The sequence below is a fragment of the Sediminicoccus sp. KRV36 genome, from assembly GCF_023243115.1.
In the GTDB taxonomy this organism is placed as follows: Bacteria; Pseudomonadota; Alphaproteobacteria; order Acetobacterales; family Acetobacteraceae; genus Roseococcus.
Genome location: NZ_CP085081.1, coordinates 4,623,555 through 4,648,135, shown reverse-complemented (window position 1 = coordinate 4,648,135; position 24,581 = coordinate 4,623,555). Strand labels below are relative to the sequence as shown.

Below are 24,581 nucleotides of genomic sequence, written 5' to 3'. Positions count from 1 at the left end.
GAACCCCATGCAGCCCATCCCCCGCATCGCCGAATTCCACGCCGAGATGACCGAGTGGCGGCGCGACTTCCACGCCCATCCCGAAATCGGCTTCGAGGAGGTCCGCACCAGCGGCATCGTGGCCGAAAAGCTGCAATCCTGGGGCATCGAGATCGAGCGCGGCTTCGGCAAGACCGGCCTGGTCGGCATCATTCAGGGCCGCCGCCCCGGCAACCGGAAGATCGGCCTGCGCGCCGACATGGACGCGCTACCCATGCCGGAACTCAACGAATTCGTGCATCGCAGCACCATCCCCAACCGTATGCATGCCTGCGGCCATGACGGCCACACCACCATGCTGCTGGGTGCCGCGCGCTACCTGGCCGAGACGCGCAACTTCTCCGGCACCGTCCACCTGATCTTCCAGCCGGCGGAAGAGGGGCTGACGGGGGCCGCCGAAATGCTGCGCGACGGACTGTTTGAGAAATACCCCTGCGACCAGGTCTTCGGCATCCACAATTCCTATGACCTGCCGCTCGGCACCGCCGCCATCCGCCCCGGCACGGTGCTGGCCGCGGTGGATTACTTCAACCTGACGCTGACCGGCCGCAGCAGCCACGCGGCGCAGCCGCATCGCGGGCTCGATCCGCTGCCCTGCGCCGTGCAGCTCTACACCGCGCTGCAAAACCTGGTGAGCCGCCGCATGGACCCGCATGACACGGTGGTGCTCTCCGTTGGCCGCTTCAACGCCGGCACCTCGCAGATCGTCATCCCCGAAACCGTGGAGATGAGTGGCACCATCCGCACGCTGAAACCCAGCACCCGCCGCGCGATGGATGAGCTGTTCCACCAGACGCTGCACGGCCTGGCCGCGGCGCATGGGGTGGAGGTGGCGCTGGATTACCGCCGCTCTTACCCGCCCACAATCAACACGGTGGAGGAAGCCTCAGCCTTCGAGGCGGCAGCGCGCGACGTGGTGGGGGATGACCTCATCATGACCAACCTGCCCTCGCTCACCGCCGGTGAGGATTTCGCCTATTACCTGGAAAAGGCGCCCGGCGCCTTCATGCTGCTCGGCCAGATGACACCGGAGCATGGCGATGTGCCCGTGCACAATGGCCGCTACGACTTCAACGACGCCCTGCTGCCCATCGGCGCCAGCTGCTTCGCGCGGCTGGTGGAACAGCAACTGGGCGAGGGATAGACGGAGGGCGCTGATCGGCGTTCCTTCCGTTTCAGCGCGCCCCGATCAACCGGCGTCGCAGCTTGCCTGACATCCAGTCGATCACGGCAACCATCAGCACCATCAGGATGATGATGAACGCCACCTCATCCCAATGCCGAACGCGGATGCGTTCCGCGATCTGCAGTCCGATGCCGCCAGCGCCTACCACGCCCAGGATGGTGGCTGAGCGCGTGTTGCTCTCAAAGAAATACAAGGCATGGCCGAGCAAGACGGGGGCCACCTGAGGCAGGATGCCAAATCGCATGACGAGGGTTGGCGATCCCCCCGCCGCGGCAATCCCCTCAGCCTGCTTTTTTTCTGCGTTCTCGATGGCTTCGGCATATAGCTTGGCCAATACGGCAATGTCTGCGGTCGCGATGGCGAGTACGCCGGCCAGCGGCCCCAAGCCAACCGCACGCACATAGGCCAGCGCCCAGATCAACTGGTCCACGCCACGAAATCCGTCGAAGACGCGGCGCAGCGAGAAGCGGAACAGCGTATTGCTCACGACATTGTTGGCACCCAGGAAACCCAGCGGCAGCGCGATGAGTGCTGCGATGAAGGTGCCCAGGAATGCCATGGCCAGGCTCTCGGCGAGGCCCTGGAGAATTTCCAGCCATTGCTCACCCGGCGACGGCGGGATCATCAACCGCGTGATGACAAGAAGCCCGTTCAGGCCGTTCCACATGCGTTGAGGCGAGACATCAAACCACCAGAGTGTGCCAAACAACCAGGTGAGAAAGGCCAAACCCCCCAGTATGCGCAGCCCGCGGACCTGCGGCGTGGGACCAAAGGCGAGAGGCACCCGCTGCTGCCACGCAGTGATTTCGGCGGGGGTCATGCCACTGCCTCGATGATTCGCCGGCGCAGTCGCTCAGAGATCAGGTCAATCATCATGACGGCAAGAATGACCAGCAGGATGATGGCGCTGATCTCCTCGTAATAGTTGAAGGAGATCACCTTGTAGAGTTCCTCGCCGATGCCGCCCGCGCCGACGAAGCCGATGACGCTGGCGGAGCGCAGATTGATCTCGAAGCGCAGCATCGCGTAGCTGAGCAGGTCGGGCAGGGCGGCGGGCAGCACAGCGAAGCGGCAAGCCTCACTCCAGGTGCCGCCGGCGGCGCGAACGCCATCCCAGGGACGCATCTCCACATTCTCCATCGCATCGGCGAAAAGCTTCCCCAATGCGCCCGCCGTGTGGAGCGCGATGGCGAGGATGCCGGCCAGAGCCCCAACGCCGAAGGCCCACACAAAGATCAGCGCGAAGACGATCTCGGGCACGGTGCGGGTGGCTTCCAGCAAACGACGTGAGGCCTGGAAGGCCCAGGCCGGCGCACCCAGGTTTCTGGCCGCGGGGAAGGCCAGCAACAGCGCGGCCGCCGCTCCGCTGAGCGTCGCGAGGGCCGCCATCTGCGCCGTCTCGAACAGCAACAGCGCCCAGGCGTCGAGGCGATAGAACCAGAAAGCGAAGCTACCTTCTGTATCGACGCCAGCGAAGAGTTTCTCCCATGCGAGGGAGGGCGCGATACGCAAAAAATACTCGCCGATGCGTGGCAAGCCGGCAGCGAGCGAGGCGGGATAGAATTCACTCGTTCGGGCTGCCAGCAACAGGCAGGCGGTGAGAATGGCGAGGCCTATCACCGTTGCCACCCGGCGCTGGCGGCGCAGATCGCGAAAGGCGGCGTCCTGGATGCAGATGCCAGGACTCATTGGGCCCACCATCAGGAGCGCCGCCGGCGTGCCGCCGCTTCCTCGCGGCGCATTTCCACAAAGACCTCGTAGTCGCTGTGCCGCACTTCGCGAAATCCGGCACCGGTGCCGCGCGCGATCTGCTCGAAGACTTGCGGTTTGGCGTGCGGCAGCGCCAGGTAAAAGCGGATGATATCCTCGCGGAACCCGCCCGGCAGATCGGTTCGCATCGCCAGTGGCCCATTCTGGATGGGACGCGACTGCCAGATGATTCGAACATCGGACATGCGCAGCATGCCCTTCTCGACCATGGCGCGCATATTCCCGCGGGTGTAGCCCTCATTGACGTCGCCGATGCCGGAGGCCCAGGTCACCGCCGCATCATATTGGCGTTGCAGCATGGCGACCACGGCCTGCTCATGCCCGCCACCAAAGCCGGTACGGCCGAAAAATTGCCCGGGCTCGACGCCGACGCCCGCTCGGCGCAGCTCGAAGCGCGGGATAAGATAGCCCGAGGCAGAGTTGGGATCGGCCCAGGCAAGGCTGCGCCCGCGCATCTGTTCGAGGTTGCTGATCCCGCTGTCGGCACGCGCCAGCATGACAGAGACGTAGCTGGTGGAGCCATCCACCTGCTCGCTGGTCAGAATGGGTTCGATGCCGCCATTCGTATCAATCCAGGCTGCGGCGTAGATGGAGGGACCAAGCCCGGCAAATTCGATCTGCCTGGCGGAAAGCGCCTGCATGACGCCCGCATAATCGCTGGCTGGCATCAGCCGCACCGGCACATGGAACGTCTCTTCCAGCAGGCGGCGGAGCCCATCGAAGCGGCCGAGGCGATCCGCCTCATTCTCGCCGCCCATCAGGCCCACGCGGATGACCGGCACCTGCTCGGCCCAGGCGCGGCGGCCAGGTTCGGGCATGGCATGGGTGCCATCGCCCGTGCGGCGCGGACGCCATTCCTGCGCCGCGACCGAGACTGGCAGGAGGGAAGCTGCACCCACCAGGATGCGGCGGGTCAGATCAGTGTGGTTCATTGCAGGCAGCCTCGAACATCAGGGCCGCGAAGCGACCGGCACGCCCTGGCAGGTCCCACGCCAGTAGCGATGCGGTCGGCTTCCAGCGCGAAGCATGGGAGCACTCTAGGAGCGTCTGCGGCGCTCGGCCGCCTCTTCCCGGCGCATATCCACCAGGAACTGGAACTGGGCATGCGTCACTTCGCGATAGCCCGTGCCGCCGCCCCGCTCGATCTGCTGGTAGATCGCCGGATGCGTCTTGGGCAGTGCGAGGTGGAAATTCACGATGTCATCCCGGAAGCCGCGCGGCAGGTTGGTGCGCATGGTGATCGGGCCGTTGATGATCGGCTCGCTCTGCCAGATGATGCGCAGGTCGCGCATGTTGAGCATGCCCTTGTCCACCATGGCGCGCAGGTTGCCACGGCTGAAGCCCTCGTTCGGATCGCCCTGGCCTGAGGCCCAGGTCATCGCCGCGTCGTATTGGCGTTGCAGCACGGCGACCACCGCCTGCTCATGCCCGCCGCCAAAGCCGGTGCGCGCGAAATACTGCCCGCTCTCCACCCCGATCCCCTGCCGACGCAGAGCGAAGCGTGGAACCAGGTAGCCGGAGGTGGAATTGGCATCGGCCCAGGCCAGGCTGCGGCCGCGCATCTGCTCGAAATTCGTGATGCCGCTGTCGCTGCGCGTGACCATGACGGCGATATAGCTGATGGAGCCGTCGCGCTCCTCGGCCACCAGCACCGGCTCCACGCCGCCATTCGTATCAATCCAGGTGCCGGCATAGACCGAGGGGCCCATGCTGGCGAACTCGATCTGTCCGGCGGAGAAGGCTTGCAGCACCCCGGCATAATCGCTGGCGGCAAACAGGCGCACGGGAATCTGGAAGGTTTCCTGCAGCAGGTTCTGATAGGCGCCGAAGCGGCCCATGCGGTCGGCCTCGTTCTCACCGCCGAGCAGGCCGATCCGAATTTGCGGGACCTGCGCGGCCCATGCCTTGCGGCCTGGGCTTGGCATGCTGACATCGGCATCCAGCGTGCGGCGCATGCGGGCACCGGTGGCGGCTTCCGGCGCCAGTGTGGCAGGCGCGGCACGCGGCACCTGGGCGGTTGCGAGGCCGGGCAGCGTGCTGGCACCGAGGGCCAGCGCGCCGAGGTAGCGGCGATTCATCATCTTTGGTTCTCCTGGGATTATTTAGGCCATTGCCGCCTGGTGCGGCGCCGAATAGGCGTGGCTGGCATTCACCGCGGCAGCTGCTTCCGCTTGGAATTCCGCCTCGGTGATGCCGTAGATCTGGGTGATGCGCGCCGCATCCAGTTGGCTCGGTGCGCCGTCGAAGACCACGCGGCCGTGCTGCATGGCGATGACGCGGGTGCAGTATTCGCGTGCCGTCTCCAGGTGATGCAGGTTGACCAGCACGGTGATGCCGTCGCGGCTGTTCACCTGGGCCAGCGCATCCATCACGGTGCGCGCGTTGCGGGGATCCAGGCTGGCGATCGGCTCGTCGGCCAGGATGATGCGCGGCTGCTGCATCAACGCGCGGCAAATGGCCACTCGCTGCTGCTGGCCGCCCGAGAGTGTATCGGCGCGCTGCAGGGCCGTGCTCAACAGGTCAAAGCGCTCCAGCGCGGCCAGTGCCATGGCGCGTTCCTCGGCCGAGAATTGGCAGAAGAGCGAGCCGAGGCGCGCCAGCATTCCATGGCGGTGGTTCAGCCGGCCGATCAGCACGTTCGTCAGGACATCGAGGCGCTGCACGAGATTGAACTGCTGGAAGATCATGGCACAGCCGGTGCGCCAATCACGCAGCGCCCGGCCCTTGAGTGCCGTCACGTCACGGCCTTCAAAGATGATGCGTCCCTCGCTGGGCTCTGCCAGGCGGTTGATCAGGCGCAGCAGGGTGGATTTGCCTGCGCCGGAGCGGCCGATGACGCCCACGAACTGGCCTGCCGGCACGGAGAGATTCACACCGTCAACGGCCTTCACATCACCAAAGCGGCGTGTCAGACCTTCAATATCAAGCATCATCAGACCCCGACTGCTGCGAGGCGGCGTAGAAGTTCTGTATGACACCCGCATGACGGTTGCGCGAAAGCCCTGTTATATCCGCCTCAATGCCAAAAAACGGAGGATCCCATGCCACCACGCCGCGTCCTGCTGGCCACACCCAGCCTGCTCGCCCTTCCGGCCCGGGCGCAGGAGGGCTTCCCGAGCCGGGCCCTCGCCATCGCTTCCGGCTATGCGCCTGGCGGGGTGACCGACGTCACGAGCCGCGCTGTAGCTGCGCGGATGGAGCGGGAGCTGGGTGTCCCCGTCGTCATCGAGAACCGTGTTGGTGCGGCGACGGCGGTGGCCAATACTCACGTCGCGCAGGCGCGACCTGACGGCTACACACTGCTGATGGGGACCTCCACCCTGGCCATCAACCCGGCCTTGCAGCCGAACCTGACGCCGCGTGAGCCGATGCGTGAACTGGTGCCCGTCGGAATGGTGTTCCGTACGGCCTTCGCGCTGCATGTGAGTCCTGCCGTACCGGCCCGCACGACGGAAGAATTCATCGCCTATTGCCGGGCCCATCCCGGGCGGGTGAATTTTGGCTCCAGCGGGACCGGCGCCGTCAATCATCTGGCCCAAGCACTTCTGGTGGCGCGCACCGGCATTGACGTAGTGCACATCCCTTTCCGTGGCGGCGCCCCGGCGCTGCTCGAGCTGCGCGCTGGCCGCATCCAGGCGATGTTCCAGGCCCTGCTTGAAGCCCTGCCGACCATGCGGGAGGGGGCAACGCGTGGGCTGGCCATCTCCTCGCGCGAACGTAACGCCCTGGTGCCTGACCTGCCCCCCGTCGCTGATGCCGTGCCCGGCTTCGAGGCGGTGTTCTGGCAGGCCCTGTTCGCACCGGTGGGCACACCGGAGCCTGTCCTGGCTCGACTGGGTGCCGCTTTGCGAACCGCCACGGAAGATGCGACCCTGCGGTCGCGCATGGCGGAGCAGGGGGTGGATATCGTCACCGGCGATGCAGCTTCCGTGCGTGACCTGTTGGCTCGTGAGACCACCATGTGGGGCGAGCTGATTCGCGGTGCCAGCATTCGACCGGAGTGATCGTCATGCGCTTAACCTTGCTGGGTCTCGCTGTGCTGCTGGGTGCCTGCGGCTCGGTGGATACCTCGCCCGGCTCTTCCGGTGTGCCGGACATGCCGTTCGGCCAGCCCGGCTTTGAGCGCGGCTTTCAATCCACGACGGGCGGCCTCACGCTCAACCGGGAATTGACGCCGAACGACCCGCGCCGCTTTGACCTGCCGCCGAGCAACAACCCCCGCGCGTTCAACGCGCCGCCTCCCGGGGATCCGCGCCGCCTGGGTTGGTAGCGCGGCACTGCCAGCTTTTCCCACTGCGCAAGGCTCTGGGGTGGCTGATCCCTGGCATTGACGCCTGCCAGCGCTGAGACGTTCTTCCCCAAGCTCGATGACCGCCTCATCGCGGCCGTCCTCGCTGGCTGGATTGGCCTCGTTCCATGCCACCGCATCGCGGAACAAAGCCGCGCCAATGCGACCATAGGACGCAGTCTCCGAGCAAGCTGAGCAATGGACGCGCCCACCCGCCTTGCGTCAGGATGCACCCATAAGACCAACAGGGAGGACAACATGCTGGGCCTGATGCAGGAGCACCCGCTGCTCGTTTCTTCGATCCTGCGGCACGCGGCGCGGCATCACCAGGGGGCGAAGATCGTCTCGGTGGATGCGGAGGGTGCCATCACCCGTGATTCCTGGCCCAGGCTGGAGCACGGGGCGAAGCGCCTGGCCCAGGCGCTGATCCGCCTCGGCGTGCGCCCTGGCGATCGGGTGGCGACAATGAGCTGGAATTCGCGCGCGCATCTGGAGGTGTATTACGCCGTCTCCGGCATGGGCGCCGTATTGCACACGGTCAATCCGCGCCTCTTCGCCGATCAAATCGCCTATATCCTGGAAGACGCTGCCGATACGGTCGTCTTTGTGGACCCTTCCGTGCTGCCGGCGTTGATGGCTGTCGCGGAGCGTCTGCCCAAATCCTTGCGTGCCGTGGTGCTGATGGGGCCCGCGCCGAATACGGCGCTGCCAGTGCCAGTGTTGGACCAGGAGGCACTGATTGCCGCCGAGTCCGGAGACTACGAATGGCCGCAGCTCGATGAGCGCAGCGCCTCGTCACTGTGTTACACCTCCGGGACAACGGGCATGCCCAAGGGCGTGCTGTATTCGCATCGCTCCACCGTGCTGCATGCGATGTCTGCGATCCAGGCGGATGTCTTCGCCCTTTCGGCGCGCGATGTCGCGATGCCGGTGGTGCCGATGTTCCATGTGAACGCCTGGTCGATTCCCTATGCCTCGGCCATGGCGGGGAGTTCGCTTGTGCTGCCCGGGCCGAGGCTCGATCCGGCCAGCCTGTTCAGGCTGTTCGAGGAGGAGGGCATCACCTTCTCGGCAGGCGTACCGACCATCTGGACCCTGCTTCTGCAATGGCTGCGGGCGGATCCAGCACGGAAATTCAGCATCCCGCCGCGGCTGGTGGTCGGCGGCACTGCCCTGCCGGTGGCCATCACCACGGGCTTCCTGCGCGAATATGGCATTTCCATCCTGCATGCCTGGGGCATGACAGAGCTGAGCCCGCTCGGCAGCCTCAATTCGCGCAAGGCGGAGCATGCGGACTGGGACGAGGCCCGCTGGCTTGCCTATAGCCGAAAGCAGGGAAGGCCGCCCTTCGGTGTGGATTTCCGCGTGCTGGACAATGGGGGCAAGCCAATCGCGCGGGATGAGGTGGCCTTTGGTGAGCTGGAGGTTCAGGGCCACTGGGTGGCCGGCAGCTACTTCAATCATCCAAATGATCCGGCCTTCAACGCGGATGGATGGTTCCGCACCGGCGATGTGGTGACGCTGGACGCGCCAGGCGTCATCGAGATCGTGGACCGCGCCAAGGATGTGATCAAATCCGGTGGCGAGTGGATCAGCTCCATCACGCTGGAAAACCTGGCCCTGGCCCACCCGGATGTCGCTCTGGCAGCCGCCATCGGCGTGCACCACGCCAAATGGGATGAGCGTCCACTGCTGCTGGTGGTGCGCAAGCCAGGCACGGAGCCGACACCCGAAAGCATCCTCGCCGTGCTGGATGGCAAGGTGGCGAAGTGGTGGATGCCGGACCGGGTGGAATTCGTCGAGACCCTGCCGATGACCGCCACAGGCAAGCTGTGGAAGGCGGAGCTGAAGCGGCAGTTCAAGAATTATTCGCTGGAGGGGTAAGCGGCGCGGCCAGCGCCAGCGATCCGATGGGCAGCCATGCAGTATCCGTCGCCTCCATCGCGGTCTGCGCCAAATCGGATGGAACCTGGGAGGGCATGGGCAGCCTGGCTTGTGGCGCGGCCGGTCCGGCCGCCCCTGGCGGTCCGGAAAGCGGGCGTTGTGGGGCTGAATTTGATCTTCCTGCCGCTTTTGCGCGCAGCGGGATGAATCCGGCCCTGTTGGGCAGGCATATGCCCTCTTGTGTGGCGCGGCCCAGGCTGTTGCGATGTCTCCCTTGGATCAAGGAGACGCTTCATGAGGTTCATGCTCAAGGCGACAGGGCTCGGCCTCGCCGCCGCCCTGCTGGCCCTTCCGGCCATCGCCCAGCAGGCACCCCAGCGGGTACTGCGCATCGCGATGACGGCGGCGGATGTCCCGACGACCACGGGCATGCCCAATAATGGCTTCGAGGGGATGCGCTTCCTCGGCTATCCGGTCTTCGAGAGCCTCGTCCTCTGGGACCTGTCCCGCGCCGACCAGCCAGCCCCGCTGCGCCCGGGCCTCGCCACCTCCTGGCGGCAGGACCCGGCCGATCCGCAGACCTGGCTTTTCACCCTGCGCGAGGGTGTGCGCTTCCATGATGGCACACCCTTCAACGCCGATGCGGTGATCTGGAACCTGGAGCGCTATTTCAACAACCAGTCGCCGCAATTCGAGGCGGCGGGGAGCGCCATCACCCGCGCCCGCATTCCGATCATGGAGGGCTACCGGAAGGTGGATGAGCGGACCATCGCCTTCCGCACCAACCGTGTCGCCTCGTACTTCCCCTACATGGCGGTCTATATTCTGTTCACCAGCCCGCAGAGCTTCGAGCAGGGTGGGCGCGACTGGGCACGGGTCGCCGCGCTGCCGCCAGCCGGCACTGGCCCCTTCCGCCTCAGCCGCTTCGTGCCGCGGACCTCGGCGGAACTGTCGAAGAATGAGCAGTACTGGGACACAACGCGCATCCCGCGCGTGGACCGCGTGGTGCTGCTGCCCATGCCCGAGCCGACGACGCGCCTTGCGGCACTTCGCTCCGGCCAAGTGGATTGGATCGAGGTGCCGCCGCCCGATGCCATCCCTTCGTTGCGCCAGGCTGGGTTCAACATCACGACGGGTAGCTATCCCCATGTCTGGCCTTATCTGTTGCAAACGGGCGGCAACAGCCCGCTTGCCGACGTGCGGGTGCGCCAGGCGCTGAATTACTGCGTGGACCGCGCGGGCCTTGTTCAATTGCTGAACGGCACGGCTGAGCCCAGCGTCGGCTGGCTCAAGCCCAATGATCCGAATTTCGGCACGCCCGAAAATCGCTACAGCTTCGATGCCGCGCGCGGCCGCCGTCTGCTGTCGGAGGCGGGCTTCAACGCGCAACGGCCGCTCGCCTTCAAGGTGATGATTTCGACCTCCGGCTCGGGCCAGATGCTGCCCTTGCCGATGAATGAGTTCCTCCAGCAGAACCTGCGTGATGCCTGCGGCGTCAATCTCAGCTTCGAGGTCACCGAATGGAACACGCTGCTGGGCGCGGTGCGCAGCACGCCCGGGGCGCCGATCCTTGCGGGATCGCTCGGCATCAACGTCTCCTCGCCGTCGAGCGATCCAAGCGTGGCGGCGCGCTACTTCCTCCAGGCTTTTGTGCCGCCCAACGGCTTCAACTGGCCGCAATGGAATGATCCGGCCTTCGAGGCGGCTTTCGCCCAACTTGAACGCGCGACCAATGAAGGCGAATTCAACGCAGCCTATGCGCGGGCCCATGCGCGCCTCGTGGACAATCCCCCCTGGCTCTACATCGTGCATGACTTGAATCCACGGGCCATGCATCGCCGGGTGCGCAATTTCACCAGCGCGCAATCCTGGTTCCAGGATCTGGTGCCGGTGGAGATCCAGTAGGTTTACAGTCCGCGCAGGTCAGCGATGATGGCGGCGTTCCATTCAAACCAAGGAAACGCCACATGATCGTTGATCTGCGCATCTATACCTGCCTGCCGAACCGCATGGCGGATTTCGTCAAGCTCTATGAGGAGAAGGCCTGGCCGCTCCAGCTGAAATACCTGGAGAATTGCCTGGGCTGGTACACCACCGTCGAGGGCGAACTGAATACCGTCGTCCATCTCTGGGGCTACAAAGACCAGGGCGACCGCGAGCACCGCCGCGCCGCCATGGCGGCCGATCCGGCCTGGGGCGCTTACCTGAAGGGCGCGGCCGAGGGCGGCATGCTGATCAAGATGGAAAACCGCATTGTGAAGGAAGCGCCGCACTTCACGGCCTTCAAGGCGAAGAAGGGCTGAGCGGCGCCGCTGCTGAAATTCTCGGCGCAAACACGAACGTCCTGTGTCTCGGCGCAGGATTCTTGCCAGGGGTCATATCCCTGCAAGCGGTCGAGGTGAGGGGGCAAAGCCCCCTCACCATGTTCAGACCCGCAGCGTGCCGGCCATCGCAGCGGCGTAGCGCTCGCTGATCTTTTCCCAATTCAGGATGTTCCACCAGTTGCCGACATACTCGTTCCGGCGATTCTGGTAGCGCAGGTAGTAGGCGTGTTCCCACACGTCATTGCCCATCAGCACGCGCTGACCATCCATCAATGGATTATCCTGGTTTGGCCGCGTCGCGATGGCGAGTGCCCCGGAGGGCGTCACCGTCACAAAGGCCCAGCCCGAACCGAACACGCCCATGCTGGCCGCATTGAAGCGATTGCGGAACTCGCCCCAGCCGCCCAGGTCGCGGGTGATCGCGGCCAGGAGGTCGCCCGTCGGCTCGCCGCCCCGGCCGCCCATGATGTCCCAGAACATGGAGTGATTGGCATGGCCGCCGCCATTGTTGCGGATGGCGCCACGCACGGCTTCCGGCACGCGGGAGAGATTCATCAGAAGCTCATCCAGCGGCATGGCTGCAAAGGCATCCTGGCCGACCAAGGCCCGGTTGAGATTGGCCACCTGCGCGCCATGATGAAAGCGCCAATGCAGTTCCATGGTGCGCGCATCGATCGAGGCCTCATTGGCGTCGAACGCGTAGGGCAGCGGTGCGTGGGTGAAGGGCCCTGTGGGAGCAGGTGCCGGGGCTGGAGCGGTAGCGGGTGCCTGGGCTTGGGCGCGTTGGGTCAAAGCGCCCAGGCCAAGGGCGGCCGCGCCCAGCAGCAAGCCGCGGCGATGAATGAATGCCATGGTGATTTCCTCCTCGGGGGGTCTTGGTATCTGCAAACTGATGCCACAGGGCCGGTTCCGCAAGGCTGCTGGACAGTCACGCCCCCCCGCGCTACCGCGCAAGCAGGATAAACTGAGGAAACAACATGACCGAAGCGAGCCTGATCCTGAACCGCGAGGGCCATGCCGGCACCATCCTGATGAACCGCCCGAAGGCGCTGAACGCGCTGGATATTGGCATGATCCGGAACTTCGCCTCCGCCATCGCGCAATGGAAGGATGACGCGGCCGTGAAGCTCGTGCTGCTTGAGGGCGCGGGGGGGCGGGCTTTTTGCGCCGGCGGCGATGTGCGCGCTGTCCGCGCGGCGGCGGTGGCCGGCGACCGCCCGCCGGTCGAGGCCTTCTTCACCGAGGAATATGCGGTGAATGAGGGGATTGCATTATTCCCGAAGCCCTGGGTCTCGCTCATTGACGGTGTCTGCATGGGCGGCGGTATTGGCCTGGCCATCCATAATGGCCCGCGCGTGGTGAGCGAACATGCGCTGCTGGCCATGCCGGAAACTGCCATCGCACTCTTCCCCGATGTCGGGACCAGCCACATCCTGCCCAGGCTCCCCGGGAGCATCGGCACCTGGTTGGCCCTGACCGGCGCGCGGCTGACAGGGGCCGATTGCGTCCATGCCGGCCTCGCCACGCATTACGTGCTGCGAGAGCATTTTCCAGCCTTGCGCGCGGCCCTAGTTGAAAGCGGTGATGCCAGTGTGGTGGAGCGCTTTGCCGCCCCATTGCCCGAGGCGAGCTTCGCACCGCATCGTGCCGCCTTGGATCGCTGCTTCGGGCAGGACAGCGTTCTGGGCATCATCGGCGCCTTGCAGGCTGAAGGGACGGAATGGGCGGCCGCGCAGGTGAAGATCCTGCGGCGCATGTCCCCCACCAGCCTGAGCGTATCACTGGAATTGCTGCGCCGGGGGGCGGGCATGAATCTGCGCCAATGCCTGGATGAGGAACTCAAGCTCACCCGCAGCGTGGTGCATGACCATCCTGATTTCTGCGAGGGGGTGCGCAGCGTGCTGGTAGACAAGGATGGTGCGCCGAATTGGGCGCCCGCCAGCCTGGAAGCGGTGGATCGGGCGGCGGTGCTCGGGCTGTTCAGATAGCATCCGATCACACGGGCGGCTTCGCCCGGGTGTGAATCGGCTGCGGATGTGTATCCGATCACACGGGCGGCTTCGCCCGGGTGTGAATCGGCTGCAGATGTGTATCCGATCACACGGGCGGCTTCGCCCGGGTGTGAATCGGCTGCGGATGTGTATCCGATCACGCGGGAGGCTTCGCCTGCGTGTGAATCGGCTGCGGATGTGTATCCGACACACGGGCTGCTTCGCCTGCGTGTGAATCGGCTGCGGATGTGTATCCGATCACACGGGCGGCTTCGCCCGGGTGTGAATTGGCTGCCTACATGCTTCCGGCCAGCACCAGGACCACACCGGAGACGACAAGCAAAGCGCCTTGCACATCCTTGGCTTTCAGCTTCTCGCCGAGGAAAAACCGGCTGAACAGCAGGGTGAAGACAATCTCCACCTGGCCCACCGCCCGCACCAGCGCGACCGGGGCCAGGGCAAAGCCCATGAACCAGCAGGAGGAGCCGGCCGCGGAGAGCGCCCCCACTTTGGCGCTATCCCGCCAGCTGCGGAACACGGCGCCGATCTGCGCAGGCTCGCGCAGCAGAAGCCATCCGCCCTGCATCACCGTCTGCATCATGTTGGTCAGCACGACGGAAAACAGTGCCTTGAGCAGTGGGTCCGTCCCCGGCAATTCCATATTGGCCTTGCGCACGCAAATCGCCGTCATGGCAAAGCAGAAGCCTGCGCCAATGCCGCATATGGCGGCGGGTTGCAGGGTGGCGCGCCAGAGATCGGCCGGGCGCATTCCGCGTCCTGCGAGGGAGAGATACATCACGCCACCGACGCTGATCGCGATGCCCATCCAGGACAGGATCGGCAGCAACTCCCCCAGGACGACCATCGCGATGATCGAGGCCTGCACCGCCTCCGTCTTGGAATAGGCGGTACCCACGGCAAAGCCGCGCGGCCCGAAGGATGCGATGAGAAGGTTGGTGCCAAAAATCTGCGTGATGCCAGCAAGGGCGCAGAGCAGCAGGAAATAGGGTGTTGGCATCCCGAAGCTGCCACCAAAGCTGAGCCAGTAGCTGCCCAGGATCAGCAGACCGAAGGGCACGCCGTACAGATAGCGCACCACCGCCGCGCCATTGAGCGAGAGCTGTCCCCGCAGGCGCTGCTGCAGCGCGGTGCGCCAGGTTTGAAACAGCGCGGCGGTGACTGTGATGGCAACCCAGAGCGGCAAGTGGCTATCCCGATAGCGGAAGGACGACAGCATGGCCTCTGGTAGCAACAGAGGGAAGCGAGGGTGCTCCGCCAAATCGTGCGCGTCGGTTGTGGTGGAGCGATGCGGCAGAAGGCCAATGGTCCAGGGCCCATCAGACGCTCAACTCTATCCTCGCGGATAGCGCGCCTTGCCCCAGCCAGGATCTTCCACCGCCAGATGGGCGAGGCCTGAGCGCCGCAACATCTGCGCTGTCTCTGCCTCTGCCGCTGCCACGATCTCCGCCTCATCGAGATGCGCCAGGCGGCGGCCTTCCATCAGCACTTCTCCGCCGATCACCACATCACGCACATCGGCGCCCGTGGCGAAGCAGACCACGCGCCAAACCGGCATATTTGCTGGCGCCATATGGGGGGCTGTCAAATCCACCGTGATGAGGTCCGCGCGCTTGCCCGCTTCCAGGCTGCCGATCTCGCGCTCCATGCCGAGTGCGGCGGCAGCATCCACAGTGATCATTTCCAGTGCGCGCCCGGGTGGCAGGAGGCTTTCATCGCGTGCGGCGCGCTGGGCGTAGCGCATCGCTTCGAAGGCATGGCGGAACAGGTCCCCACTGCGGTCGGGGGCCGTGCCATCGCTTGCGATGGCCACGTTCACGCCGGCATCAAGCAGGCGCACCACGGGGCAGAAGCCACGCACGGCGGCGATGGCCGTCGGGTTGTGCACCACATGCGCGCCGGTCCGCACCAGGGTCGCGATATCGTCATCCGTCAGATCGGTGCAGTGGGACAGGAAGGCATCCGGGCCCAGCAGGCCGAACATCGCATCGGCCATGGCGATGCTGTTGCTGCGATGCCCATCCTGGTGAAAGCGAGCCTTGAACCTCGCGCCCAGCTCCCGCACCGCGCGGCCTTGCGCCTTGATTTCGGAGACCTTCAATGCGTCATGCGCGGCCTCACGATAGACGGGCATGAAGGTGCAAAGCCGCATGCGGCCGCGATCATGCAGCCGCTCGAACAGCAGCCCCATGACCTCCAGCTGATCCTCGAAGCGGATCGCACGAATACTGCCATCTTCCGACACGTAGTCGTGCGGGAAGGGCGGGCGGCGTGGGCCTACCGCCATCATGTCGCGAATGCCGATCTCCGCGATGGCACGCGCGCGGGCTTCGCCCGCTGCGGGGCTGTCGAGCCGCATGACGCAATCGCCACCACCCAGCACCGAGACGCCGGTGGTGACCCCCGCCTTGAGCCGTTCCAGGCCCACGAGCCGTGCTTCAGCATACCAGAATTCCGCCGGAGAATGGGCGCTGTAGATGATCCGGCACGCCTCGCTCCAGGCCGCGCTGTCGCCATTGCCGAGCGTCTTGACCAGGCCGTGGCCGGCATGGGCATGGGTATCAATCAGCCCAGGGAGCACGGCCTTGCCGCGCGCATCCATCACGCGCTCGGGTGATGGGAATTCTGCGGCGATCTCCGCCGCTGTGCCAACGGCCAGGATGCGCCCACCACGCATGGCGACGGCGCCGTCGGTGATGACGCGGCGGGCGGCGTCGAGCGTGATGACAACGCCGCCGGTGACGATCAATTCGCTCATCCGCGCGCCCGTGCTGCGCTGCGTTCGTCGCCGTTGCGCGGCTTAATCATGAGACATCGATCTGCAGTCCTTCACGTTGGATCACACCACGCCACTTGGTGATTTCAGCCTGGACGAAGTTAGCGAAATCCTCAGGCGTGCCCGGCATGGGAACGCCGCCCATCTGGGCGAAGCGCGCCTGCGTCTCACTGGTGCCAAGCATCAGGTTGATTTCCGCATTCAACCGGTTGAGGGCTGGCGTCGGCACGCCGGCCGCGGCGAACATGCCAAACCAGGTGCTCACATCGTAATTGGCCAATTCGGGCATGGTCTCACGCAAGGCGGGCAGCTCCGGCATCTGGGCGCTGCGATCCGCGCTGGTGACGGCGAGTGCCTTCACCTGGCCGGCGCGAATCTGCTGCACGGAGGTTGTCAGATTGTCGAAGCTGAACTGCACATTGCCAGCGATGAGGTCGATCATCAGCGGCCCGGCGCCACGGAAGGGCACATGCGTCGCCTCCGTCCCGGTCAACTGGTTGAACCAGACGCCGGAAAGATGCGGCGATTGCCCGACACCCGAGGAACCATAGGCCAGCCGCCCGGGGTTGCGCTTCAAATGGGCTACGAATTCCGGAACCGTATTGGCCGGGATGCTCGGGTGCAGCAGCAGCACATTCGGGCCACGAATCATGTTGCCCACGGGCTGCAATTGCTCTGGCCGGTATTGCAGATTGCGGAACAGTGAATACGCGATGCTTTGTGGGCCAATATTCCCCGAGAGCAGCGTATGTCCGTCCGCCGGCGCCCGCAGCACTTCAAGTGTGCCGATGGTGCCACCCCCGCCCGACCGATTTTCCACAACAACCGTCGAGCTGAAGCGCGATTGTAAATGCGCCCCCAACATGCGGGCCATGATGTCCGTCGTACCGGCAGGAGCAGCGGGAACGACGATCCGCATCTGCTGGGTTGGCCGCCATTCGGCCTGGGCCAACGCCGGCGCTGCCAGCACGGCTGAGGGAAGCGCGAGAGCAATGCGGCGGGTGATGTTTGTCATGGCGGGCCTCCGTTCATTTTGCGCAAGCCTCGCCGGATTCAGGCGGCAGGGGAAGAGGTGCCGTCTCAGGCGCCAGAAGCCGCGATGTGGCTGTCCCTGGTGCGGCGCCTTGCCGGCGCAGTCACTCGCGCCAGGGATGTTGATCCCAGAGAGCCTGGTAGTTGGCGCGCAGCGCGACGAGTTCCCCCAGATAATCGGTCGGCGCCAGAAAGCGCAGCGGCAAATTCTGTTGCGCGGCACTGGCCTGGAAATCACTGTCAGCGACCGTGCGCTGCACCGAAAGGGCCAGCCGTGCGAGGACGTCCGCCGGCAGGCCGGCGGGGGCGGCCATGCCGCGCATCGAGCCTTCCACCACGTCGAACCCCAATTCGCGCAGCGTCGGCACATCGGCCAACGGCGCCCATCGGCTGGCGCCCATCTGGGCCAGGGGCCGCAAGACGCCCTGGCGCATCTCGGCAATCCCCTCGGCCACATTCATCACCGCCACAGGGATCGCGCGGGACATCAGATTTTGCTTGACCTGCGCCGACCCGCCGAACGGTACGTGCAGGAAGCGCGCGCCGGATTTGCGCTCCAGCGCCAGCATCGCCAGGTGGTCATCCGAGCCGACGCCGGTGGTGCCGTAGCCGATGCTCTCCGGCTGGGCGCGCGCCGCGGCGAGGAGAGCCGTGAAATCGCGGATGGGCGAATCTGCGCGGACCCAGATGCCGCCCGGATCATCCACGATGTTCCCGATCAATGAGAAATCCTCGAGCCGGAAGCGGGTGCGTCGCTCGATCGGCAGAGTCACGATATGCGGCGTATTGATGAAGCCGATGGTCAGACCATCCGGCCGCGCCCGCGCAAGTTCCGTGAAGCCGATTTCGCCACCCGCGCCAGGGCGATTCATCACCACCACAGGCTGGCCGAGGTCACGCTCCATGAACCGCGCGATGGTGCGGGCGGCGAGATCCGTGCCGCCACCGGCCGCGAAGGCGACGATCATGGTCACCGACCGGTCCGGCCGCCATTCCTGGGCCCTTGCGGGACTGACGAGCAGGGCAGGCGTCGCGAGCAGGCTTCGGCGGTGCAACATGGAGGGGCTCCGGTCAAGAAAAAGCCGGCCGCTGCATGGCAGGGCCGGCTGATTTGGGCGAATGCGCAGGCTTAGTCGGCAGCGAGCGCCATCCGGCTACGATTCAGCACGGAGAGGACATGGTCCTCCGCCATGCCGCTGATGGTCTCGACCTGTTCCGGCGTGAAGACATGGCCAGCCTGTGGGATGGTACGATAGTCAATCGTCACACCCTTCTGGGTGTTCAGCTTATCCACCAGCTTTTGCACGCTATTCACAGGAACAAGTTCGTCATCCTCGCCATGCAGAATCATGCCCGAGCAGGGGCAGGGAGCGAGGAAGCCGAAATCATAATGGCTGGCCGGCGCGCTGATGGAGATGAAGCCACCCATTTCCGGGCGGCGCATCAGCAATTGCATGCCAACATATGAGCCAAAGGAATAGCCGGCAGCCCAGAGCATGGAGGCGTTGGGGTTCACCGTCTGCAGAAAGTCCAGCGCGGCGGCGGCATCGCTGATCTCGCCAATGCCGCCATCATAGCGGCCCTGGCTCTTGCCGACGCCACGGAAGTTGAAGCGCAGGACGGAGAAGCCCATCGCCTGGAACTTGCCGTAGAGGCTGTGAACCACGCGATTATTCATCGTCCCGCCATGCAGCGGATGCGGATGCAACAGGAGCGCCACGGGGGCGTTGGGGCGCTTGGCGTGGTGATAGCGACCTTCGAGGCGGCCATCGGGCCCGGCGAACATGACTTCAGGCATCGTGTCCTTGTGTCCGTTTCTTCGGTTGGGCGGCGCGGAAGGGCCGGGGTGCTGCCCCATCCACGCTGCCGAATTAGCGGCCAAACCCCGCACCTGACCTTGCCTCTGCCCGTCTTCCCGCCCCTTGCCGGGGCGTGAAAGAGGGGCAGAGGCAGGCCCGCATGGGCAATCTCGTTACGCTGCTCCAACGCGGCAGACACGCTTGACGTGCGCCTCGCTCACCGCCAACCTGCCTCTTTGGGCGAATGGATCACCCGCAGGGGAAGACTTACGGTCCCGACCGAAACATAAAACCTGGCCGGAAAACAAACACTTCGAGAGCTGCTTCGGCTTTTTCCGAACCAGCGGGTGCATCATACGCATTCGTGAACGGCTTTCATAATGGATTCACACGGCGGATTGCATGGCTGGGTCCGGCATGTTGCATGGCGGGCTGGACCGGGTGCGGAATTTCCCCCCTGCGCCCTTTTTTTGTTGCAGACTGGATGGATCGCTTTGAGCCATCCAAACAAGCGGGATTAAGAGCGACCGCAGGGCAACGCGTCGCCGACGCGGTATTGCACAGCGAGATTAAAGGAAGGAGTGGGGGCGATGCGCCTTTCAACGCGCGGCCGCTATGCCGTGATGGCCATGGTGGAATTGGCGGCCCGTCAGGAGCGCGCGGCCAAGCCAGCCCCTGGAAAAAACCCCGCACCGGTCAGCCTGGCTGAAATCGCGGCGGCGCAAATGCTCTCGCTGGCCTATCTGGAGCAGCTGTTCGGCCCGCTGCGTCGCGCCGGTTTGGTGGCTTCCGCGCGGGGCCCTGGCGGCGGGTATCGCCTTGCCCGATCCGCCAGCCAGATTTCCGTGTCCGATATCGTGGATGCGGTGGATGAGCCAATCCGCGCCACCCGCTGTGACTCGGAGGGCGAGGATGGCGGGCCTGGCTGCATTGGCGGCCGACGCTGCATCACCCATGACCTTTGGGCCGAGTTGGGTGAGCAGATTCGACTTTTCCTGGAGGGCGTCACCCTCGAGGATGTCGTGCAGGGTGAAGTCCTCGGCCGTGCCACAGCCCCCCGGCGCCGGGAATTGACACGCGTCTGATCCAACGGAAAAGGCACGGTGAGATGACCGTGCCCCTTGATCTTGATGCCAATGCCACGGAGGCGCTTCGCCCTGCCGCGCGCGAATCGCTGCTGGCCACTTTGGCGTTGGGCGGCAATGCGTCGTCCATCCATGGCGGCGGCCGGGCCGCCCGCGGGATGATCGAGGCAGCGCGCAGGGCGGTGGCCCAGCGCTTTCATGCGGCGCCCGGCGATGTCGTCTTCACGTCGGGGGGCACGGAGGCGAACGCGCTGGCCATCCACGGTCTGGGCGGCGGTCGCCGGGTCTTGCTGGGGGCCACCGAGCACGCGGCGGTCCGCGCCGCTGCCTCTGACGCTGCCCTGATCCCTGTGCATGCTGACGGAACGCTGGTGCTGGAGGCCTTGTCCAGGCTCCTGGCCGAGGCCGGCCCCGCGCTGGTCTGCGTCATGGCCGCGAATAACGAATCGGGCGTGCTGCATCCCCTGGTCGAGGTCGCGGCGCTCTGCCGGGCGCATGGCGCCCTCCTGCATGTGGATGCCGTGCAGTCGGCCGGGCGGCTTGGTCTGGATGCGGGTAGCCTCGGGGCCCACAGCATCGCCATCTCCGGCCACAAGCTGGGCGGCATCCCTGGCGCCGGCGCGCTGATCCTCGCCCCGGGGCTTTACCTTCCCCCGCTGATCGCCGGTGGTGGGCAGGAGCGCGGGCGGCGGGGTGGGACCGAGCCACTCCCTGCCATCGCGGCCCTGGGCGGCGCCTTGAGCGAAGCCTACGACGCGCCACGGATGACCCGATTGCGGGATGCGATCGAGAAGGGGCTCGAGGCGCTGGATCCGCGGATCGTGATCGCGGGTCAATCCGCGCCGCGCCTTCCCAATACCAGCCTCGCCATTCTGCCCGGCGTGCCGGCGGAGACCCAGGTCATCGCCCTGGATCTCGCGGGTGTCCGGGTCTCGGCCGGAGCGGCCTGTTCCTCGGGCAAGGTCGCGACCTCGCATGTCCTGGCGGCCATGGGATTTGGCGCTCATGCCGGCTCGGGCATCCGCATCTCCCTGCCCTGGAACGCGCCCGATGATGCACCGGCGCGCTTCCTGGGCGCCTATGCGGCGATGCTGGCGCGGCTCAACCGAGGATGATGTTGCGTTCCGCCAGCAGGGCCCCGGGCTCGATCCGCTCGGCCGGCTGCGGCCGCAGCAGGACCATTTCCCGCGCGGCGGGCGCCAGGCGGTTGAAGAGGACATCGGAGGCATTGCCCGGCTCCCCCTCGACGTAAAGCTGGGTGACCAGTTCGGGCCGGCCGGGGGCGTCCACCAGCACATGGATATGCGGCGTGCGCCCCGGATAGGTCACCGGGCGGATGGTGCGGAAGGCGAAGCCGCCATCCGGGCCCACCACCATGCGGCCGCGGCCCTGGAAACCAGGGTCCCGCAGCGCTGCGCGGTCGCGCGGATGGCGGTAGACGCCGCGCGCATCGCATTGCCAGATCTCGATCCGGGCGCCCGCCAATGGGGTGCCGTCCAGTGCCAGCAGGCGGCCGCGCAGATGGGTGACGACCCCCTGGGCCTGAGCGGCTTCGCCCGTCATGCGAACGAGATCAGTGTCGGCATCGCCCGACCAGTCGGTCGGATAGAAGGGGCCCGTGGTTTGCCGCGGGGTGGCACCCGGCAGCTGCGCGGCGGCGCAGGCCGGCAGGGCGAGGAGGGCGGCTGAGAGATGACGGCGGCCGATCAGGCGGGGCGTTGTCTGCATGTGCCTTGATGGAGCCATGGGCACCTGCGGGTCCAATTTCGAATTGCAACGGTTGGCCAGGCAGGGTCTGGCGGGCCATAGGGGACATGCCGCCAGCTAGGCGTGGCTGCGGCAGGGCGACCTTGTTGGATGACGCTAAACCGCCCGCCCCACCCAGGCACCCACCGCAGCCGTCACCCCCATGGCGATCAATCCCCAGAGCATGACCCGCATGATGCTGCGCCCAGCCGGCGCGCCGCCGGCCCAGGCCGCCAGCCAGCCGAGCGCGGCCAAACCCAGCACTGTGGCGCCGCCTACCGCCACCAGCACCACGTCAGGCGGTGCCAGCAGGGCGAGTAGGATCGGCGGCAGCCCGCCCGCTGCAAAAGAGGCGGCCGAGGCCAGGGCAGCTTGCAAGGGGCGGGCGCTGGAGACCTCCGTGATCCCCAGTTCATCGCGCAGATGCGCACCCAGCGCATCTTTCGCCGTGAGTTCGCGCGCCACCTCCATCGCGAGCTCTCGGGAGAGGCCGCGGGCGCGGTAAATCCCGGCCAGCTCGACCAGCTCGGCTGCGGGGGTGGCCACCAACTCGGCGGTTTCCCTGGCGATTTCGGCCATCTCAAGATCAGCCTGCGAGCTGACCGAGACGAATTCACCCGCGGCCATCGAAAGTGCGCCGGCCGTCAGCCCCGCGATACCGGCCAGCAGCACCGCCCCCGGCGCAGGGCTCGCTGCCGCCACGCCAACCACTAGGCTGGCCGTGGAAACCAGCCCGTCATTGGCGCCCAGTACCGCGGCTCGCAGCCAGCCAACGCGATCCAGCCGGTGAGATTCACCCTGCATCATTTTGCATCGCCGCCGGGAACCATACGCTCCAGCGTGTGGTCCCGCAGCACATACTGGTGGAAGATGGCCGCTGCGGCATGCAGCCCGGCGAGCGCGACCAGGCCGTTTGCCGCCAGCTCATGCGCGCCGCCCAGGAACTCGGCGAGGCCGCGATGGGACGCAAGGGGCGACGGGAGGCTGAACAGCCAGAACAGCGAAATTCCCTGCCCGCGAGTCCATAGGGCGGCAAGGCCAAGTGCCGGGGCGGCCACCATGGTCACGTAGAGCGCCACATGCGCGAAATGCGCGAGCCGCGCCATCATGGGCGCCATGGGCACAGGCGCCGGGTGGGGTGCCAGACCTCGCCACAGGATGCGCAAAAGGCTCAACCCGAAGACCAAAAGCCCGAGCGAGCCATGCAGGGTCATGGCCCAGCTGCCTCCGGGACCGTCCTCCACCAGCGCGCTTGCGGCATAGGCGGCGGCGATCAGCAGGGCGATCAGCCAATGCAGACCGAGGGTGATCGGGTCGTGGCGCTGGCGGGCGGGCATGGTGATTCTCCATTCGAGGACGTCCCTACAACGCCCGGGCCGGCCATGCGTTGACCTGGCGCAACGATGCGCCTTGCCGAACAGGCCCGCCTGGGCCACCTCTAGGGGCACCATGCGCCCAAACCGCCCGATCTACCTGGATCACCATGCCACCACGCCGCTCGATCCGCGCGTGCTGGCTGCCATGCGCCCGTGGTGGGAGGAGAATTTCGCCAACCCCCATTCGGTCGAACACGCCATGGGTCGGGCGGCGGATGAGGCGGTTGAGGAAGCGCGGGCGCATCTGGCGGAACTGATGGGCGCTGAGGCGCGAGAGATCATCTTCACCTCGGGGGCGACGGAATCCAATAATATCGCCATCAAGGGCGCGGCGCGCTTTGGTGCCGAATCTGCTGGCAGCGATCACAAGGCTCCCCGGCGGATCATCACCCTCGCCAGCGAACATAAATGCGTCCTCGAATCCGTGCGCGACTTGGCAGCTGAGGGGTTTGAGCCCGTGATCCTGCCGGTCCGGCCCGATGGGCTGCTGGACCTGGATGTGCTGCGCGACGCCTTGCGGGAACCTACCCTGCTGGTCTCCGTCATGGCGGTGAACAATGAGACGGGGGTCGTGCAGGACCTCGCCGCCATCGGCGCGCTGGTGAAGGAGGCCGGCGCGCTGTTTCACACGGATGCCGCGCAGGCGGCCGGGCGCATTCCGCTCGATGTCGGTGCCATCCGGGCCGACCTGCTTTCGATCTCCGGGCATAAGATGTACGGGCCGAAGGGGATTGGCGCGCTGTATGTCCGCCGGCGGCCACGTGTGCGTCTTGCGCCGCTTTTCAGCGGAGGCGGGCAGGAGCGCGGCTTGCGCAGCGGCACTTTGCCGGCACCCCTGCTGGTCGGTCTTGGCGAGGCTGCGCGCATCGCCGCGGCCGAGGGCATGCTCGACGCCGGGCGTATCGCGGGCCAGCGCCAGCGCCTGCTCGATGGCCTGCAAGCGGCCATCCCTGGCCTGCGCGTGAACGGCTCGATGGAGGCCCGCGTTGCCGGCAACCTCAACCTGACCTTTCCCGGCGTGGCGGCGCAATCGTTGCTCGCGGCGCTGCCCGATCTTTGCCTCTCCACCGGTTCGGCCTGTTCCTCGGCCGAGATCGCCCCCTCCTACGTCCTCGGCGCGATGGGAATTCCCGAAGCCGAGGCTCGCGCCACCTTGCGGATTGGGCTGGGGCGCTTTACCTCGCCCGCCGAGATGGACCGTGCGGCCGCCCTCATCGGCACCGCTTGGCAACGCCTTGCCTCAACCCAAGCTGCCGCGGAGTAGTAT

Annotated in this window: 24 protein-coding genes; 10 read left to right on the top strand and 14 right to left on the bottom strand. The window is 66.1% G+C overall.

Annotated elements, in window-relative coordinates; translation table 11 throughout:
- Positions 1-7 precede the first annotated feature (7 nt).
- Positions 8-1,183: a M20 aminoacylase family protein gene (locus tag LHU95_RS22130; protein ID WP_248709118.1), complete on the top strand. Its 1,176-nt coding sequence runs from the start codon at positions 8-10 to the stop codon at positions 1,181-1,183.
- 31 nt (positions 1,184-1,214) lie between these two features.
- Here the strand turns inward: LHU95_RS22130 and phnE (LHU95_RS22125) are convergent, their stop codons facing one another.
- The 5 genes from phnE (LHU95_RS22125) to phnC all read right to left on the bottom strand — a co-directional run bounded on the left by phnE (LHU95_RS22125) (position 1,215) and on the right by phnC (position 5,928).
- Positions 1,215-2,045 (bottom strand): phosphonate ABC transporter, permease protein PhnE, encoded by an 831-nt coding sequence (gene phnE, locus LHU95_RS22125; RefSeq protein WP_248709117.1) that lies wholly within the window; start codon positions 2,043-2,045, stop codon positions 1,215-1,217.
- Positions 2,042-2,914, bottom strand: coding sequence for a phosphonate ABC transporter, permease protein PhnE (gene phnE / locus LHU95_RS22120; protein WP_248709116.1), 873 nt, complete (start codon positions 2,912-2,914; stop codon positions 2,042-2,044). Before phnE (LHU95_RS22120) ends, phnE (LHU95_RS22125) begins: the two co-directional genes overlap by 4 nt.
- 11 nt (positions 2,915-2,925) lie before the next feature.
- On the bottom strand, positions 2,926-3,927 hold the full coding sequence (gene phnD, locus LHU95_RS22115) for a phosphate/phosphite/phosphonate ABC transporter substrate-binding protein (protein ID WP_248709115.1): 1,002 nt from the start codon (positions 3,925-3,927) through the stop codon (positions 2,926-2,928).
- 105 nt (positions 3,928-4,032) lie between these two features.
- The gene (gene phnD / locus LHU95_RS22110) at positions 4,033-5,076 is read right to left on the bottom strand and encodes a phosphate/phosphite/phosphonate ABC transporter substrate-binding protein (protein ID WP_248709114.1); all 1,044 of its coding nucleotides are present in this window, start codon (positions 5,074-5,076) and stop codon (positions 4,033-4,035) included.
- A gap of 21 nt (positions 5,077-5,097) precedes the next feature.
- Positions 5,098-5,928, bottom strand: a complete 831-nt coding sequence (gene phnC, locus LHU95_RS22105) for a phosphonate ABC transporter ATP-binding protein (protein ID WP_248709113.1) — start codon at positions 5,926-5,928, stop codon at positions 5,098-5,100.
- 108 nt (positions 5,929-6,036) lie between these two features.
- Here phnC and LHU95_RS22100 point away from each other — a divergent pair, with 108 nt between their 5' ends.
- The 5 genes from LHU95_RS22100 (at position 6,037) to LHU95_RS22080 (ending at position 11,470) form a co-directional block, all read left to right on the top strand.
- Complete coding sequence (locus LHU95_RS22100; RefSeq protein ID WP_248709112.1) at positions 6,037-6,999, top strand: tripartite tricarboxylate transporter substrate-binding protein; 963 nt, start codon at positions 6,037-6,039, stop codon at positions 6,997-6,999.
- A 5-nt stretch (positions 7,000-7,004) separates the two neighbouring features.
- Positions 7,005-7,265, top strand: a complete 261-nt coding sequence (locus LHU95_RS22095) for a hypothetical protein (protein ID WP_248709111.1) — start codon at positions 7,005-7,007, stop codon at positions 7,263-7,265.
- Between the two features lie 276 nt (positions 7,266-7,541).
- Positions 7,542-9,167 (top strand): long-chain-fatty-acid--CoA ligase, encoded by a 1,626-nt coding sequence (locus tag LHU95_RS22090; protein ID WP_248709110.1) that lies wholly within the window; start codon positions 7,542-7,544, stop codon positions 9,165-9,167.
- A gap of 294 nt (positions 9,168-9,461) precedes the next feature.
- Entirely contained in the window at positions 9,462-11,072 is a 1,611-nt protein-coding gene (locus LHU95_RS22085) for an ABC transporter substrate-binding protein (protein WP_248709109.1), read from the top strand.
- Positions 11,073-11,134: 62 nt separating this feature from the next.
- Positions 11,135-11,470 carry an NIPSNAP family protein gene (locus tag LHU95_RS22080; RefSeq protein ID WP_248709108.1) on the top strand — a complete coding sequence of 112 codons (336 nt, stop codon included), beginning with the start codon at positions 11,135-11,137 and terminating at the stop codon, positions 11,468-11,470.
- Between the two features lie 123 nt (positions 11,471-11,593).
- Here the strand turns inward: LHU95_RS22080 and LHU95_RS22075 are convergent, their stop codons facing one another.
- Positions 11,594-12,343, bottom strand: a complete 750-nt coding sequence (locus LHU95_RS22075) for a superoxide dismutase (RefSeq protein WP_248709107.1) — start codon at positions 12,341-12,343, stop codon at positions 11,594-11,596.
- Positions 12,344-12,468: 125 nt separating this feature from the next.
- Between LHU95_RS22075 and LHU95_RS22070 the strand changes: the two genes are divergently transcribed.
- Positions 12,469-13,479: an enoyl-CoA hydratase/isomerase family protein gene (locus tag LHU95_RS22070; RefSeq protein ID WP_248709106.1), complete on the top strand. Its 1,011-nt coding sequence runs from the start codon at positions 12,469-12,471 to the stop codon at positions 13,477-13,479.
- 298 nt (positions 13,480-13,777) lie between these two features.
- Here LHU95_RS22070 and LHU95_RS22065 read toward each other — a convergent pair whose 3' ends face one another.
- The 5 genes from LHU95_RS22065 to LHU95_RS22045 all read right to left on the bottom strand — a co-directional run bounded on the left by LHU95_RS22065 (position 13,778) and on the right by LHU95_RS22045 (position 19,106).
- Positions 13,778-14,686, bottom strand: a complete 909-nt coding sequence (locus LHU95_RS22065) for an EamA family transporter (RefSeq protein WP_248709105.1) — start codon at positions 14,684-14,686, stop codon at positions 13,778-13,780.
- Between the two features lie 147 nt (positions 14,687-14,833).
- Positions 14,834-16,258 carry an amidohydrolase family protein gene (locus LHU95_RS22060; protein ID WP_248709104.1) on the bottom strand — a complete coding sequence of 475 codons (1,425 nt, stop codon included), beginning with the start codon at positions 16,256-16,258 and terminating at the stop codon, positions 14,834-14,836.
- A gap of 46 nt (positions 16,259-16,304) precedes the next feature.
- A complete protein-coding gene (locus LHU95_RS22055) occupies positions 16,305-17,291 on the bottom strand; it encodes a tripartite tricarboxylate transporter substrate binding protein (RefSeq protein ID WP_248709103.1) in 987 nt (328 codons plus the stop codon).
- Positions 17,292-17,412: 121 nt separating this feature from the next.
- The gene (locus tag LHU95_RS22050; protein ID WP_248709102.1) at positions 17,413-18,366 is read right to left on the bottom strand and encodes a tripartite tricarboxylate transporter substrate binding protein; all 954 of its coding nucleotides are present in this window, start codon (positions 18,364-18,366) and stop codon (positions 17,413-17,415) included.
- A gap of 71 nt (positions 18,367-18,437) precedes the next feature.
- Positions 18,438-19,106 carry an alpha/beta hydrolase gene (locus tag LHU95_RS22045; RefSeq protein WP_248711602.1) on the bottom strand — a complete coding sequence of 223 codons (669 nt, stop codon included), beginning with the start codon at positions 19,104-19,106 and terminating at the stop codon, positions 18,438-18,440.
- A gap of 591 nt (positions 19,107-19,697) precedes the next feature.
- On the opposite strand from LHU95_RS22045, the gene LHU95_RS22040 reads away from it, so the two are divergent.
- Positions 19,698-20,192: an Rrf2 family transcriptional regulator gene (locus tag LHU95_RS22040; protein ID WP_248709101.1), complete on the top strand. Its 495-nt coding sequence runs from the start codon at positions 19,698-19,700 to the stop codon at positions 20,190-20,192.
- Positions 20,193-20,215: 23 nt separating this feature from the next.
- A complete protein-coding gene (locus LHU95_RS22035) occupies positions 20,216-21,307 on the top strand; it encodes an aminotransferase class V-fold PLP-dependent enzyme (RefSeq protein ID WP_248709100.1) in 1,092 nt (363 codons plus the stop codon).
- On the opposite strand, the gene LHU95_RS22030 is transcribed toward LHU95_RS22035, so the two are convergent.
- The 3 genes from LHU95_RS22030 to LHU95_RS22020 form a co-directional block, all read right to left on the bottom strand.
- Positions 21,294-21,920 (bottom strand): hypothetical protein, encoded by a 627-nt coding sequence (locus LHU95_RS22030; RefSeq protein WP_248709099.1) that lies wholly within the window; start codon positions 21,918-21,920, stop codon positions 21,294-21,296. The two genes, LHU95_RS22035 and LHU95_RS22030, sit on opposite strands and share 14 nt — an antisense overlap.
- A gap of 135 nt (positions 21,921-22,055) precedes the next feature.
- Complete coding sequence (locus tag LHU95_RS22025; RefSeq protein WP_248709098.1) at positions 22,056-22,745, bottom strand: VIT1/CCC1 transporter family protein; 690 nt, start codon at positions 22,743-22,745, stop codon at positions 22,056-22,058.
- On the bottom strand, positions 22,742-23,275 hold the full coding sequence (locus tag LHU95_RS22020; protein WP_248709097.1) for a cytochrome b/b6 domain-containing protein: 534 nt from the start codon (positions 23,273-23,275) through the stop codon (positions 22,742-22,744). Before LHU95_RS22020 ends, LHU95_RS22025 begins: the two co-directional genes overlap by 4 nt.
- A gap of 112 nt (positions 23,276-23,387) precedes the next feature.
- Here LHU95_RS22020 and LHU95_RS22015 point away from each other — a divergent pair, with 112 nt between their 5' ends.
- Entirely contained in the window at positions 23,388-24,578 is a 1,191-nt protein-coding gene (locus tag LHU95_RS22015; protein ID WP_248709096.1) for an aminotransferase class V-fold PLP-dependent enzyme, read from the top strand.
- Positions 24,579-24,581 lie beyond the last annotated feature (3 nt).